General features: G+C 34.5%; 13 protein-coding genes and 1 pseudogene. 7 read left to right on the plus strand and 7 right to left on the minus strand.

Annotated features, from left to right (window positions below; all coding sequences use genetic code 11):
- Positions 1–109 precede the first annotated feature (109 nt).
- A complete protein-coding gene (locus NHG49_RS02300; protein ID WP_258125481.1) occupies positions 110–2,035 on the minus strand; it encodes a heavy metal translocating P-type ATPase in 1,926 nt (641 codons plus the stop codon).
- A 269-nt stretch (positions 2,036–2,304) separates the two neighbouring features.
- On the opposite strand from NHG49_RS02300, the gene NHG49_RS02305 reads away from it, so the two are divergent.
- Together NHG49_RS02305 and NHG49_RS02310 are read left to right on the plus strand one after the other, a co-directional pair.
- Positions 2,305–3,255, plus strand: a complete 951-nt coding sequence (locus NHG49_RS02305; protein WP_064477242.1) for a DMT family transporter — start codon at positions 2,305–2,307, stop codon at positions 3,253–3,255.
- Between the two features lie 122 nt (positions 3,256–3,377).
- A complete protein-coding gene (locus NHG49_RS02310; RefSeq protein ID WP_064477243.1) occupies positions 3,378–4,058 on the plus strand; it encodes a lysoplasmalogenase in 681 nt (226 codons plus the stop codon).
- 60 nt (positions 4,059–4,118) lie between these two features.
- Here the strand turns inward: NHG49_RS02310 and NHG49_RS02315 are convergent.
- Positions 4,119–4,406: pseudogene (locus tag NHG49_RS02315) on the minus strand (hypothetical protein).
- A 188-nt stretch (positions 4,407–4,594) separates the two neighbouring features.
- Here NHG49_RS02315 and lepB point away from each other — a divergent pair.
- The gene (gene lepB, locus NHG49_RS02320) at positions 4,595–5,131 is read left to right on the plus strand and encodes a signal peptidase I (RefSeq protein ID WP_064477244.1); all 537 of its coding nucleotides are present in this window, start codon (positions 4,595–4,597) and stop codon (positions 5,129–5,131) included.
- A 41-nt stretch (positions 5,132–5,172) separates the two neighbouring features.
- Here lepB and NHG49_RS02325 read toward each other — a convergent pair whose 3' ends face one another.
- Positions 5,173–7,935, minus strand: coding sequence for a tetratricopeptide repeat protein (locus tag NHG49_RS02325; protein WP_064477245.1), 2,763 nt, complete (start codon positions 7,933–7,935; stop codon positions 5,173–5,175).
- A gap of 429 nt (positions 7,936–8,364) precedes the next feature.
- Between NHG49_RS02325 and NHG49_RS02330 the strand changes: the two genes are divergently transcribed.
- Entirely contained in the window at positions 8,365–8,958 is a 594-nt protein-coding gene (locus tag NHG49_RS02330) for a DedA family protein (RefSeq protein WP_048559737.1), read from the plus strand.
- Between the two features lie 11 nt (positions 8,959–8,969).
- On the opposite strand, the gene NHG49_RS02335 is transcribed toward NHG49_RS02330, so the two are convergent.
- The 3 genes from NHG49_RS02335 to NHG49_RS02345 form a co-directional block, all read right to left on the minus strand.
- On the minus strand, positions 8,970–9,398 hold the full coding sequence (locus NHG49_RS02335; protein WP_000100307.1) for an EamA family transporter: 429 nt from the start codon (positions 9,396–9,398) through the stop codon (positions 8,970–8,972).
- Positions 9,399–9,554: 156 nt separating this feature from the next.
- A complete protein-coding gene (locus NHG49_RS02340) occupies positions 9,555–9,701 on the minus strand; it encodes a BH0509 family protein (protein WP_064477246.1) in 147 nt (48 codons plus the stop codon).
- A 154-nt stretch (positions 9,702–9,855) separates the two neighbouring features.
- Entirely contained in the window at positions 9,856–10,272 is a 417-nt protein-coding gene (locus NHG49_RS02345; protein WP_048559739.1) for a pyridoxamine 5'-phosphate oxidase family protein, read from the minus strand.
- Between the two features lie 179 nt (positions 10,273–10,451).
- Between NHG49_RS02345 and cax the strand changes: the two genes are divergently transcribed.
- Positions 10,452–11,507: a calcium/proton exchanger gene (gene cax / locus NHG49_RS02350; RefSeq protein WP_064477247.1), complete on the plus strand. Its 1,056-nt coding sequence runs from the start codon at positions 10,452–10,454 to the stop codon at positions 11,505–11,507.
- A gap of 81 nt (positions 11,508–11,588) precedes the next feature.
- A complete protein-coding gene (locus NHG49_RS02355) occupies positions 11,589–12,386 on the plus strand; it encodes a YfkD famly protein (protein WP_033662157.1) in 798 nt (265 codons plus the stop codon).
- Between the two features lie 71 nt (positions 12,387–12,457).
- On the opposite strand, the gene yfkAB is transcribed toward NHG49_RS02355, so the two are convergent.
- Positions 12,458–13,585, minus strand: coding sequence for a radical SAM/CxCxxxxC motif protein YfkAB (gene yfkAB, locus NHG49_RS02360; protein ID WP_000156029.1), 1,128 nt, complete (start codon positions 13,583–13,585; stop codon positions 12,458–12,460).
- 213 nt (positions 13,586–13,798) lie between these two features.
- Here yfkAB and NHG49_RS02365 point away from each other — a divergent pair, with 213 nt between their 5' ends.
- Positions 13,799–13,981 carry an SE1561 family protein gene (locus NHG49_RS02365; RefSeq protein WP_000513547.1) on the plus strand — a complete coding sequence of 61 codons (183 nt, stop codon included), beginning with the start codon at positions 13,799–13,801 and terminating at the stop codon, positions 13,979–13,981.
- The last annotated feature ends 106 nt before the right edge of the window (positions 13,982–14,087 follow it).

Raw genomic sequence — 14,087 nt, forward strand, 5'->3', positions numbered from 1 at the left:
TAACAATAAACAAAAGAGCAGTTCGCATCCAAAGCATAAAACGAGTAGTAGTGCGAACGGGCATAATAGCTACCATTAAAAAAACGGGTCCTCTATGAGGGGCCCGTTTTTATTTGTTTCCTTTTAATAATCGTAAGCCATTTAAAATGACAAGAATCGTACTTCCTTCATGCCCAATAACACCGAATGGAAGAGCTAAAAATTGTAAGAAGTTTGAACAAATCAGCATTGCAATTACAGCTAGTGAAAAGATTACGTTTTGTTTTACAATACGGTTCATTCGTTTTGATAAACGGATTGCTTGGGAAAGGCGGGATAATTCGTTCTTCATAAGTACAACGTCTGCAGTCTCTAAAGCTACGTCTGTTCCTTCACCCATTGCTACACCAATGCTGGCAGTAGCGAGTGCAGGAGCATCATTTATACCATCTCCGACCATTGCTACTGTCCCATATTTTTCTTTTAGCTTTTTAATCGTTTCAACTTTTGTTTCTGGTAAGCATGATGCGTAATATTCCTTTATATTACTTTCAGAGGCAATTGCTTTTGCCGTTTCTTCATTATCTCCAGTAATCATAATTGCTTCGACACCAATGCTTTGTAATTCACGAATAGCAGCTATTGTTTCTTGGCGAAGCGTATCTTTTAAAGCGATAAGTCCAAGAATGCCTTTCTCATCACTAATATAAACGACAGTTTTACCTTCTTTTTCAAGGGAGGCAGAAATACCATTATGAAATGTCTTTGTTTCTTCACCGATTAAATCAGCTTTACCTATTTTATAAGCTTTGTTTTCAAATATTCCTTTGAGTCCAAAACCAGTTACATCTTCAACATTTTCTGGTTTTGTTAATGCAATGTCATACGCATGTTGTGCATATTTAACGATAGATTCAGCTAAAGGGTGTGTAGAGTGACTTTCAATTGATGCTGTAATAGAAAGTACTTCTTTTTCTGTCATACTTTCTCGAACATATACATCTGTTACGGTAGGTTTTCCTTCTGTTAATGTTCCTGTTTTATCAAAGGCGATCGCTTTTACTGAAGCGAGGCGTTCTAAATGTATGCCACCTTTAAAGAGAATTCCATTTCTTGCTCCGTTAGAAATTGCAGATAACGTTGCTGGTGTAATGGCAGCAACGAGTGCACAAGGAGATGCGACTACAAGTAAGATCATAGCGCGATAAAACGTTTCATTCCAGCTCCAGTCCAGTAAAAAATGGGGAACGAACATCATAAGCGCAACAACGAGTAGTACACCTTTTACGTATGTTCCTTCGAATTTTTCGATGAATAGTTGTGATGGTGATTTTTCACTTTGTGCACTTTGGACGAGACGGATAATCTTTTGGAATAATGTTTGATCGCTCGGCTTCGTAATTTTAACTTCGATAGCACCGCGTAAATTTACAGTACCGGCAAATACTTCATCGCCATGTTTTTTTTCATTTGGAATAGGTTCTCCAGTAATTGCTGCTTCATCGATATTTGTTTCACCGTTATGAATCGTACCGTCAGCAGGAACGCGCTCACCTGGCTTAATTAAAATAATGTCTTTAATTTGTAATCGTCCAACAGGAACACGTTCTTCGATTCCATTTGAAATACGTAATGCTTCTTCAGGTTGTAAATCAAGAAGCGCTGAAATTTCTTTTTGACTTTTACTCAATGTATAAGATTCCATCGCACCGCTTAGTGCGAAGATAAAGATTAAAATTGCACCTTCTGCCCAGTAGCCAATGATTGCAGCACCGATAGCAGCAAAGAGCATGAGCATTTCGACATTTAGCTCTTTCTCTTCAATGGTATCTTCAATACCTTCTTTCGCTTTTGCATATCCACCAACTATATAAGCAAGGATATAGCAAGTAATGCCTACATTCATTGCATCGTTCTTTGTGAATAACCAACCAGCTAAAATGAAAATACCAGATGCGATTGCAAATATAAGTTCATGATGTTTCTTTAATGTATCCCATAAAGAGGGATGAGAAATAGATTTTTGTACTTGTAATGTTTTTACTTCTGAGTTCATTACTACTCGCTCCTTCCAAATTCTTATTGAGAAAAAGAATCAAAATCGAAACCCCTATAAAACGACGAAAGCTGCCATCCATAATGGATAGCAGCATTTCTGTTGAACCTGATTTTAATAGTTATTATATTGTAATTATTCTATAGTATAGCATATTTTTTCGTTAGATGATATGTTTTGTTTGCGTATAAACTGAAAACTTGTGTTTTCACACTTCCTTTGGTATATATGAATATTGTTCATAAAAAGATCGGAAAGGAAGACAACAAGTGAAGACAGAGAAATTTTTTACCCATCCGATTGGCGTACTAATTGCTGCAATAGTAGCGACTTTTTTGTGGGGGAGCGCATTCCCATTTATTAAATTAAGTTACGCTGAACTTGGAATTCAGCCACAAGAAGTTGGGGAGCAAATATTATTTGCTGGTTATCGTTTCTTTTTATCTGGAGTCATGCTCTTATTATTCTTTAAAGTGTTAGGAAAAGATATGAGCTTCAAAAAAGGAACGGGGAAGCAGTTAGTACAAATTGGTTTATTTCAAACATTTCTTCAATATATATGTTTTTATATTGGAATGAGTTATAGTTCTGGCATTGAAGGAGCTATCATTTCAGGAACATCATCATTCTTTCAAATTTTACTTGCGCACTTTTTATATAAAGATGATGCGCTCAATATGAGAAAAATAATTGGGGTCTCTATCGGCTTTTGTGGTGTCATTTTAGTAAATGTACCGAGTGATGGTAGTTTGTCATTCCATTTCGGAATTGGTAGCTTATTACTTCTTAGTGCAGCAATGTTGTATTCATATGGAAACATATTGGCGAAAGAAGGTAGCAAAACATTAGATGTTGGTTATATGACAGCATACCAAATGATTTTTGGTTCTATCGGGCTATTATGTATAGGAGCTCTGCAAGTTGGAGTAATGCCATTTACATTTAGTGTACATGCAATATTTATGCTTATCTATTTATCTTTCTTATCCGCAGCAGGCTTTTGCATTTGGAATACAATTATGAAGTATAACAAGGTTGGAAAAGTATCAATGTACATGTTCTTTATACCTGTATTTGGTGTGTTATTATCGAGCATGATTTTAGGAGAAGCAATTCATTCATTTGTATTATTCGGTTTGGCATGTGTAGCCGCGGGAATTATCGTGGTGAATCGGACGACAGCTAAGCAGAAAAGGGCGAACGCAAAACAAGTAGCATAGATAACAGGAAAACGATTACAATGGAAGAACAGTACTGTTCTTCTTTTTTTATATAGAAAAAGGATAATAGACTAGGTGTAACGAAAAAAGATACAAAAAGCATTTATTGAGGAGAACATGTTATGAATCTACTTTACATGGTGTTAATTGGGCAAATCATTCTTTTTTTAATTGGTGCAATGTATGCAATAGGACAGACAAAAAAGACAAGAAATAATATGCCGTTACCTTTAGCAGTACGTCTTATTCTTAGCTTTTCTTTAACAGCAAGTGCAATTTGGATATGGTTACAAGATCCATCAGTAGCGTATAGTACGTGGGTTGCACTAGGTATGACGTTATCAACTGTAGGAGATTTATTTATGGCAGGTTTGATTCCAATTGGTCATCGATTAATTGGAGGGATGATTACTTTCGCGCTTGCGCATTGTTTTTATGTAAAAGCATTTTTGCAAACAGGCATCTCATGGAATGGTTTTTGGATTGGTTTACTCGTATACGGACTCTTTCTAATTATAGGATGGTTCTTTTTTATACGAAATGATAAACAAGATAAATTGTTTACGATAGGAGCTCTAATTTACGGATTGTGGGTTGGAGGAATGGCTTGCTTTGCATTCGCCCTATACTATGAGAATACAGGAATATGGTGGATACCGGCTTTTGGTGGTTTACTATTTGTGATTTCTGATTTTGTTATAGGCGTGACAGATATTGGAGGGCGCAAATTAAAGTATGAACCACTTTGGATTTGGTTTACATATGTAGCGGCTCAAATGTGTATTGTATATGTGGGAATATAAAAAGATACTCTCAAAAATAGTGGATAGACTATTTTGAGAGTATCTTTTTTTGTTACTATGCTACGATGCTACGATGTTTTTTTGTTGTAGAGCAGAAAGGCTATATTTATCAGCTGCTTTATAACCTTGAGCTAATAAATCATTGATGTAAAGCTTGTTGTAAATAAAGCAGAAGACTAGGTTAGAGAATCCGAACGTAAACATGCTAGCGATTAAAATAATTAAAAATCATTTCCAATCTCCATGGAATATAGCAGGGAAGAAACCAAAGAAAAATACAGTCCAACTAAAACCAATTTTTGCTTGTTTAATTTGGCCGGTATTTTCATTTTTAAGCATAACTTTCATAGAAAAAGTCCTCTTAAGTAAATATAAATATAAAATAATAAGTGTAAGATATATTATATGTAGATAATATATTTTTGAATATTATTATTTAAAAGTTTTTAATATTACGATTTTGCAATTCAGAATTTTGTGGAAATTATACAGTTGAAGTCCTTATAATAAAAGTAAAAAGATGATGAGATGGTGGAATGATGCAAAAGAAAAAACGTTTGCGTGAATTCTTTGGAACAATTGCAATTGCATGTTTGTTGGTGTTTTTGGCAAAAATCTTTTTGTTTTTTCCTACGACTGTAAAAGGAGCATCCATGAAGCCAACGTTACAAGATGGGGATAAGCTGATTGTTAATAAGTTAGCAAAGCAATTTGAAAGTTATGGGCGAGAAGATATTATTGTTGTGAAGACGGATAATTTTTATGTGAAAAGGGTTATTGGTTTGCCTGGTGATGTCATTGAGGTGAGAAATGATCAATTATATGTGAATCATGAAGTGATACAGGAAGCGTATTTGTATAGTAATAAAAAACAAGCTGAAAAAAAACTTATGAATTTAACAGAGGACTTTGGACCAATTACAATTCCTAAAAATAAGATTTTTGTTATGGGGGATAATCGCTTAATAAGCAGAGATAGTAGAAATGGTTTGGGACTTATTGATAGAGAAGATGTATTGGGAGAATTAGCGGCGATTTATTATCCATTTGAACATATGAAAATAATGAATTAAAGTAAAAAACCAAGCAAATTTCATTTGCTTGGTTTTTTATGTTAAATCGTAGGAGACTCATTAAATTCATAGATGTTTTCATTGTTTTTGTTCGTACTTAAAACGAATTTGTGCTGCAATAGTTGCAGTTTAAAGAATGCTAACGGATCGTGATAAGTTTCTGGGTTGCTTCTTAACGTTGCTAATGTTTGCTCGTCTTCCTGTATTTCAAGTTGAGCTGATTCTACATTTTGTTTCAGTATGCTAAGTGGATCTTTAAAGAACATCATGATATCTCGTTCTAATGCGCCTTCAAATACTTCAAATTGAAGGAAGAATTGTTTTGAGATTGTTTGAGCAATTTCCGTATAATCTTCCGTTTCAATGTATTGTTTATATTTGTTTGCGAGCATAGATTGATTTTTTTGCATGTTACCAAATAGTTTTCCCGCACTCTTTAAGAAAAATTGTGTCGGTGTAAAGCGTAATAAAATATTGATGTTCGATACTGTAATTCGATTTGTCATACGTACAACATCTCGATGCCAATCATCTAGTAATTTGAAATCGCAAGGAAGTTTCATGCGTTCTTCTTTATATAATTTATTAAACGTTTCACTCATTTCATCTAAATAAGATTGAGCTTGAATAAATTCATTATGAGCTGTTTCAATCCACTCTTGAATAGAACCAGTAAATTTAGGAAGAAGCACTTGTTGTACATGTTTTTGAACTCGTTCGTTCATCGCAGTATTTAATTCTTCATGAACTAATTTGAAGTCGCTATCTTCTTGAACAAGGTCAGAACAACTCTGTAATAATTCAGGGATTTGAGAATGGATATCTCGTGTGATTTCTTCTTTCGTTAAAAGATAAGATTCTGTAATAGAACGAATTTTATCTTTTTCAAGAGCAGTAAGGTTGTTAATAAATCCATTTAATTTAACTGAGATATGTTTATTCCAGCGTACTGATTTCACTAATGTATTTTCTAACTCCACACGTTCATTTACAAGGTATGCGATTGTCTTTTGAGTAAACCATATTAGTTTTTCTATACGTTCTTGTTCCATGTTACGTTCTGCCAAATTAGAAAGAATAGACTCTGTCACGTCCCCAAGTTGTTGGCTACTCTCTTGTGAAGGAGAGTATGGGAAGAACTGTGCATTTGGGAAATGGACTTTAATCTTACTCATTAGTTTTTCATTATTGGTCGTATTATTTGTGTGTAATACGAAATGAATTTGTAAATTTGGCACTTGTTCCCGTAAATAAAGTAATGTATCAAGTTCTTCACCATGTAATGGTGAAGCAGAATTTAATACGTAAATAAGGCTATCTGCTGCTTGTAAGTATTCAAAATATGAGCTGTTTTTATCCACTTGCCCTTGAATGGATGGTGTAACAAGAAATGCAAACTTATTTTTTCTTAAAAATCTACTCGGTAACTTAATTTCTATACATTTTTTCTCAAGTTCTGACTGGGAAGATGTAGCCATTATTTGATGGAATTCATCAAAGTTCGGTATATTGTGTACATCTAGCGCAGTGAATTCTGTTATTTCAGTTTGGCTATCATCTTTAAATAGAATAGGAGTTGTTAAGGTCTTAGTTAAGATGTTCTCTCCTAATATTGAATTGATGAATGATGATTTATCATGGTCACTAGTTCCCGCTATTAGTAATTGTGTAACATTTAAATCACACAGTTCGTGAACGAGTAACGTAAATTGATGACTTAAATCCACATCATTTTTTTCAGCCCATACAGCAATCGTTTCGAATAAATGAGAAACTGTTTCCATATTTACATTTGTTTCAGCTGTTGAATTAGAAAGTAGGGCTCCAGCACTTTTTACGAGTAATGACTCTAAAGTTGTAGGTGAAACTTCATTCCATGCTAACACTGCAGCAGAGACAAATAGGGCATCTTTTGCTTTCGTTAAACTAAACCAATTTGTTAATAAATCTGGTACAAGTCCCTGCATTTCATGCATGAAATGCTCACCAGTAATTAACTCAAAGTACGTATTTTGATAGCGTTCAACAATTTCATGCCAATCGTCATTGTTGTCTGTTTCAATATGTAAGAATAAATGATTTATTGTTTGAACCCAAGGTAGATGCAAGTTTTCATTTTGATAGCTGTTCCAAAGCGCAATAACAAGTTCTTTAAATTGGACTTGATCAATGGCATATAAAGCTTTTAAAGATTCATAGAAATATTCTGGTTTGATTTGTTTCGTGAATCCTTGATTCACATAATTGATTAAAGTATCGAACCAGTGTAACGATTTTGTTCGAATTCCTTCTTGAACGGCAAGCTCGATAGCATTATTCCAATCTTTTTGTTTTTCATAGAATGAGCGAGCGATTGCAGTAATATTTGGATAGTCAGGTTGAAATGCAACAGCCTCACTAATCGTCTTAAATGCTAGACCTAAACGATCTTGTTCGATGTAAAGAGAAAGAAGTTGTAAGGAAACTTCCATTGTAAGAGCTGTATCTTCCGTTTGAATAGATTGATAAATTTCTTCTGCTTTTGGCAAGAATCCTAGTTCAAAATAAGAATCTGCAATATTTTTGGTTGCCCAAAGTGCAAGTTCGTTATTTACTTTCTCCCATTTAAATATCGCTGCTTCAAAGTCTTTATTTTGGTAATAAAATTCACCTTGAGCAAAGCGGATATTAGAAATGTTGGAGAATTCATTTGTGGATTCATTTATATATGCTTCACCGAGTACTTCTGATACTGGAGTAGAAGTTTCTTCTGTTAAAAATGTTTTATAGTAAACCTTTTGGATAAATTGATTTTCAATGGTCATGTTCGTTCCCCCTGTATAATTTAGAAAAATGATGTTGTATGTAAAGGGTGTATGTTCTTTTAATAGGTAGAAGTTGCATTATATCGACCAAACTATGTTTTTGCTGGATATATCATTTTTCCTGAGAGTTAAACCGTTGCGAAAAGTAACTTTCCTTTATTGTAACAAAAAAACAAGCATATGAATTTTTATTTTTTAATCCCGCCATTTGTGGGTAGTAAGACTAGCGCTTCAAAAATCGGTGAATATAAGGGAAGTAGGAGGGAGTTCGGCGCACAATTAATGGTTCACTTTCTTCCTGCTAAAGGAATGGATAGAAGTAGAGTTCATTATAAAAACAATGTATAGTGAATATGTATACCATGTTTGTCTGGAAGATAGAAAGGGCACAATGTGGAATAACGATCGTGCATAGGATGTGTTTTCCGAATGGAACAACATATTGGCGAGTTAATCGCGCATTATGGGTATTTTGGAATTATTATAGCGTTGGCCGGTGGAATTGTTGGATTACCGATACCAGACGAGTTTTTATTGACTTTCGTTGGTTATAATGTTTCTAAAGGAGTTATGTCAGGAACTGCTGCTTTTTTAAGCGGGATGGCTGGTGCGATGTTAGGTATTACATTAAGCTACATATTAGGTTTAAAACTTGGACTCCCTGTTTTAAAAAAATATGGACCGAAGATTAGAATTAAAGAACATCACATTGAAAAAACGCATATTTTATTTGAAAAGTATGGCCCCTTTCTTTTAATGATTGGTTACTTTATCCCGGGAGTACGTCATTTAACAGCCTATTTTGCTGGGATGTCGAATTTAACACTTTGGCGTTTTTGTTTGTACGCTTACGGTGGTGCGCTTATTTGGATAAGTGTTTTTATTGGACTTGGCTGGAAGTTAGGAGAGAAGTGGCGTTTCGTTGAGTATAGTCTACATCATTACGGAATATGGATTTTATGCATTTCAGTAGTTGTTACATGTATTGTATGGTTTTATATAAAGAAAAAGAAAAACCGCTAATAGCGGTTTTTTTAGCTGAAAGCAATAAATAATACACCAGCTGTAATAAAGACTACACCAACGCCAGTCATAAAGTTTAACTTTTCACCGAGTATAATCATCGCGAGAATGATAGAAAATACGACGCTTAATTTATCGACAGGAGCCACTTGTGAAACTTTCCCTGTTTTGAGGGCAAGAAAATAAAATAGCCATGACGAAGCACCTGCAACCCCACTTAATGTGATAAAGAGCAGTGCTTTTTTATTTAGCAGTACATCGCCGATATTTTGAAATTTACCTTGGATAATAATAACGCCCACCATAAATAATGCCATAATAATAGAACGAACCGTTGTTGCAACATTGGCATCGATTCCATCTAAACCAATCTTTCCAAAAATAGATACAAGGGCAGCAGCAATTGCTGATAATAGTGCGAATAAGAGCCATGAACTCATAGTAAAATTCCTCCAATCTTACATTATTATACATGAAAACCATTCTCACGTATAAAATGAAACTTTAATCAGTGGGATTTTACCGCCCCGTAAATAGCGGAATAAATAACGAAATAATCCCCACCTTATGTTGCTAATAAGGTGGGGACTATTATACTACTCTGCAATTTCCTCATAGAAAAAGTACGTTACATTATAAATATGTTCTACTTCATCGTCTGTCATAAACAATAATTCATCACGCTCAATCCCTTTTTTCTTTTCAATAAACTCAATCATGTTTTTGCGTTCTTCTCTTTTCATCAATTTTATTTCTCCCCTCAATCTGTTTTAATACAGTTTATTTAAGTTACTGCTATTATATAACAGAATCTTTAGAAAGTTCCACCTATTTTATTGTTTTTTTTAGAAGAACTTTTCGACAAAACAAGCCCACCTAAAGGGGGCTTGTTTTGTTTTATAGTCGTAAAAACTCGGGCTCCGTCGTACCAGCACCATCGATGTAATAAATTGTGTCAGGATTGATTTTTATTAATACGTAATTAGGGTCTTCAGGACCAAGTAACCAGCGTTTTAAGCTATTATTCCAAAACTTGTTTTTTAATGTGGAGTCTTCCTCGATGGAAGCTAAGCCTTCAACTTCAATATAATCTTCATCTAATTTTTTTCCTTCTCGTCCAAGTAGTACATGGACATTTGGATTGTTTTCAATGTCTGTTATCTTTTTTGATTTCCGATCTGTTGCAACATATAACACAAAATCTTCGTGGAAAAACATCATAAAGGCGCTATGAGGTTTATTTTCACGTACAGTAGATAATACACCAGTTCGTTGACCACAAATAATAGTTTCAATTTTTTCTTTTAAATGCATGCTTTTAACCCCTGTTCATAATTTATTGTTTTCTCCGTTTAAACAAGATAATTTGAATATCTTTTATACTGTTTTCTTCAATCCGATTTTTTAAACGTAATTGTGATGAAATCGGACAAGTTAGGAGAAGAATAATAATAATATCGAGGAGAAATACATACGATGGAAGGATGAAAAGCATGTTTAATAAAATATTTCTTATAGTAGCGCTAATCGGGGTACCACTTTCTGTACTTGGAAAAACGCTTCATTGGCCTCAAACAATTATGTTCGCTGTGTATTGTATTACGATTATCGCATTAGCAGGCTTTATGGGCAGAGCGACAGAAAGTTTGGCAATTGTCTCTGGACCTAGAATAGGCGGATTATTAAATGCTACTTTCGGTAATGCTGTTGAACTGATCATTTCCATTTTTGCACTTCAGGCGGGATTAATTGAAGTGGTGTTAGCCTCATTAACGGGTTCTGTACTTGGAAATTTATTATTAGTAGGAGGGCTATCCTTCTTTATAGGAGGGCTTAAATACAAAAGACAAAGTTTTAATGTGTATGATGCAAGGCATAATTCAGCTTTATTAATCTTTGCTGTAGTAGTAGCTTTTGTTATTCCAGAGATTTTTTCAATGAAGATGGATGCTGGAAAGACGTATCAATTAAGTATCGGTGTGTCTATTATTATGATTATTATGTACCTTGCTGCATTGCTATTTAAGTTAGTTACGCATCGTGGTGTATATCAGCATAAAAGTGATGAAGTCGCTCATGAGGAAGAACCAGAGTGGTCGAAAGGTAAAGCACTACTCATTTTAGCAATAGCGACAATTGCGGTAGCGTATGTGTCAGAGGCGCTCGTGCATACATTTGAGACAGTTGCAAAGTCATTTGGTTGGTCAGAGTTATTTATAGGAGTTATTATCGTTGCAATTGTTGGGAATGCAGCGGAACATGCATCTGCAATTATTATGGCGTATAAAAATAAAGTAAATATTGCAGTTGAAATTGCAGTCGGTTCTACGTTACAAATTGCCATGTTTGTTGCTCCTGTATTAGTACTGCTTTCTATGTTATTCACGCAAAGGATGCCTTTAGTATTTACAATACCAGAACTTGTTTCTATGATTACAGCTGTTTTCTTAACAATTGCAATTTCAAATGATGGAGATACAAATTGGTTTGAAGGCGGTACGTTATTAGCAGCGTATGTCATTATGGGAATTGGTTTTTATTTATTATGAAAAATAGGCATAACAATTGTATTGAGAGAAAACAATAAACAAAGTAGTATATATACCTTTACGTAGGAAGGAGCCAGACAGGTGAAACGAGTATACAGCATATGTCTTTCAACTATGGTCTCGTTTATTCTATTATTTCCTAACATGAGTTTTGCAAAGACAACGGTAGAAACAAAAATGCCTTCATCTGTTTTAAATATTTCTAAAGACAATACGTTTCCAAATGATGCGCAAGATTTGCCGCGCTTACAACCGAGTAAGTTTGCTCAAGAACTATTGAAAACAGCAAATATTAAAATTGAAAATCCGGACTTAATTCGAATGTTTAATGAAACGACAATTTCGAATGCTCCGCTTGCGGTAGGGTACCGAGCGAAGATTTATTTAGGTCAATGGGCTTTAAATTATGAATCGGTTGATACATCGATTAATTGGGAATATAAACAAGTAAATCGTAATGTGTACGATAATCGCGGAGGGGATCGCTTATATCCGCTACGCTATAAGCAAGAAACGCAAAAGACGGTTGAAGGTGATTTAACAGCAGATATGAAAAATACTGCGGATGTGAAAAAAATGATGCTTCTCAAAGCACTTGAAAAAGTACAATTGCCGCTTTCATTTAAAACGACCATTGGTTATGGTACTGGACATGAGCGTGTGTATAATATTAGTCCGAGTCAACTTGGATATTTATACGCTTATACACCAGCAGTAAATGAAAAAGGAAAAGTAACGTTTGGAGAAGTGTACCTTGTGTTAAAAGGAAATCAAAAGAGGCTTGTAGTGAAAAATATTACCTCACAAGGAATTGGAGCGGCGATTCCAATTCATGATCATTTATATTTTAAATTCATTTCATCTTCTCACTCGCAATAATATGAAAAAAACGTCAGCTTATAAGCTGACGTTTTTATTTATCCCGCTAGTTGTGGGCAATTGGTTCAACTTTAAAATGTTATGTTTGCTGTTTTTGATAAGAAATCTTCTGTCGGATAGTAGCTATTTTTTACAAGAACATTTGGTCCAAGGCATTTTACTGCAGGACAGTGACAGCTTAATGATTGTGCTGTTTTTGAAGCACTCCATTTGTCATACGCTTCTTGTAGTGTGTTTGTTTGTACGTTACCTAGAAGGGGAACGTCACCGAAATCAGTTACAATAATATTTCCATCGAAAATGTTGACGTTTAAACGAGAACGACCATCTGGATCGTTACGAACTGTTACATTTTTGCTTTCTTGTAATTTCTTAAATGTGGCAATGTCTCGCTCGTCATCGCTACAAGCGTAGAAAGGTAAAGTTCCAAATAACATCCATACATTTTCATCGCGAATTTCTAGTAAATGCTCAATTGCATCACGAATTTCAGCTTTTGTTAAAATCTCTAGATTGCTCGCAAAATCACTCGGATACATCGGGTGAACTTCATGACGTTTACAGCCCATCTCTTCGACAATTTGACGATGAATATGTTCAATATGTGGTAGAGTTCTTTTGTTTAACATTGTTTCAGCTGATACGAGTACACCTGCATCTGATAGAGCTTTACTATTTGTAATCATTCGTTCAAATAGTTTTGCACGTTGTTCATAAGTAGGTTTACGTTCCATCATTGCAAATCCACCTTCAACGAAGTCATCAATTGTTCCCCAGTTATGGGATATATGCAATACGTCTAGATAAGGAATAATTTGTTCGTAACGTGCTAAATCTATAGTTAAGTTTGAGTTGATTTGAGTGCGAACGCCTCGTTCATGGGCGTATTTTAAGAGTGGTGTTACATAGTTGTCGACGGATTTCTTTGAAAGCATTGGTTCTCCGCCAGTAATACTTAAAGAACGTAAATGAGGAATCTCATCTAATCTTTTTAATAAAAGCTCCATCGGAAGCGGATTTGGATCTTTCGGCTGTAATGTGTAACCAACAGCACAATGCTCGCAACGCATATTGCATAACGTTGTCGTTGTAAACTCAACGTTTGTTAATAGTAGTTTGCCGTACTCTTCAAGGTCCATATACGCTTCCCATGGATCGTAAGAAGGAGTAATCGGCTTCATTTTTTGTGATATCGTCATATGAAATACTCCTTTGACTATTGAAATAACAATTTGTCCATTCTCTATAATAGAAGAATATGTACTTTTTATAAAGTGAAACTTTTTTGTGAAAAAAGAGAGAGGGCTTACATTTGAATGAATGACTGTGATAAAATTGATGAAATTTCATGCCCATAGCAATCATTTTTGCGGTATAATAAAAGCAACTCGAATTAAAAGGAGAGTGCCTTCATGGGAAAAGCAATTGAAGATAAAGATTCACAACTAGTATATTTAAAAGAACGTTTAAATATGTTCATTGAAGTAATTGATACAATTGAACCTGAAGAAGTAGAGTTAGAGGATGTAGATCGTCTTCTTGCGATGTTAGATGAATTAGAATTAAAATGTGAGCAATTTAAAAAAGACGAATAATATATTAAAAAGGCTGCCAATGCAAAATTGGCAGCCTTTTTCTGTATGGATAATAGAAGGACGGTAGAAAAAAAGGTATAATCAAGTTGTGAAAAATTTCATTTAT

Origin of the sequence: Bacillus sp. IBL03825, from assembly GCF_024712505.1 — a bacterium.
In the GTDB taxonomy this organism is placed as follows: Bacteria; Bacillota; Bacilli; order Bacillales; family Bacillaceae_G; genus Bacillus_A; species Bacillus_A wiedmannii.

Bases quoted from the DNA above. Each gene is read 5' to 3' on its own strand.
- NHG49_RS02300 (WP_258125481.1), bottom strand. From the start codon at position 2,035: ATGAACTCAGAAGTAAAAACATTACAAGTACAAAAATCTATTTCTCAT.
- NHG49_RS02310 (WP_064477243.1), top strand. From the start codon at position 3,378: ATGAATCTACTTTACATGGTGTTAATTGGGCAAATCATTCTTTTTTTA.
- lepB (WP_064477244.1), top strand. From the start codon at position 4,595: ATGATGCAAAAGAAAAAACGTTTGCGTGAATTCTTTGGAACAATTGCA.
- NHG49_RS02325 (WP_064477245.1), bottom strand. From the start codon at position 7,935: ATGACCATTGAAAATCAATTTATCCAAAAGGTTTACTATAAAACATTT.
- NHG49_RS02330 (WP_048559737.1), top strand. From the start codon at position 8,365: ATGGAACAACATATTGGCGAGTTAATCGCGCATTATGGGTATTTTGGA.
- NHG49_RS02335 (WP_000100307.1), bottom strand. From the start codon at position 9,398: ATGAGTTCATGGCTCTTATTCGCACTATTATCAGCAATTGCTGCTGCC.
- NHG49_RS02340 (WP_064477246.1), bottom strand. From the start codon at position 9,701: ATGAAAAGAGAAGAACGCAAAAACATGATTGAGTTTATTGAAAAGAAA.
- NHG49_RS02345 (WP_048559739.1), bottom strand. From the start codon at position 10,272: ATGCATTTAAAAGAAAAAATTGAAACTATTATTTGTGGTCAACGAACT.
- cax (WP_064477247.1), top strand. From the start codon at position 10,452: ATGTTTAATAAAATATTTCTTATAGTAGCGCTAATCGGGGTACCACTT.
- yfkAB (WP_000156029.1), bottom strand. From the start codon at position 13,585: ATGACGATATCACAAAAAATGAAGCCGATTACTCCTTCTTACGATCCA.
- NHG49_RS02365 (WP_000513547.1), top strand. From the start codon at position 13,799: ATGGGAAAAGCAATTGAAGATAAAGATTCACAACTAGTATATTTAAAA.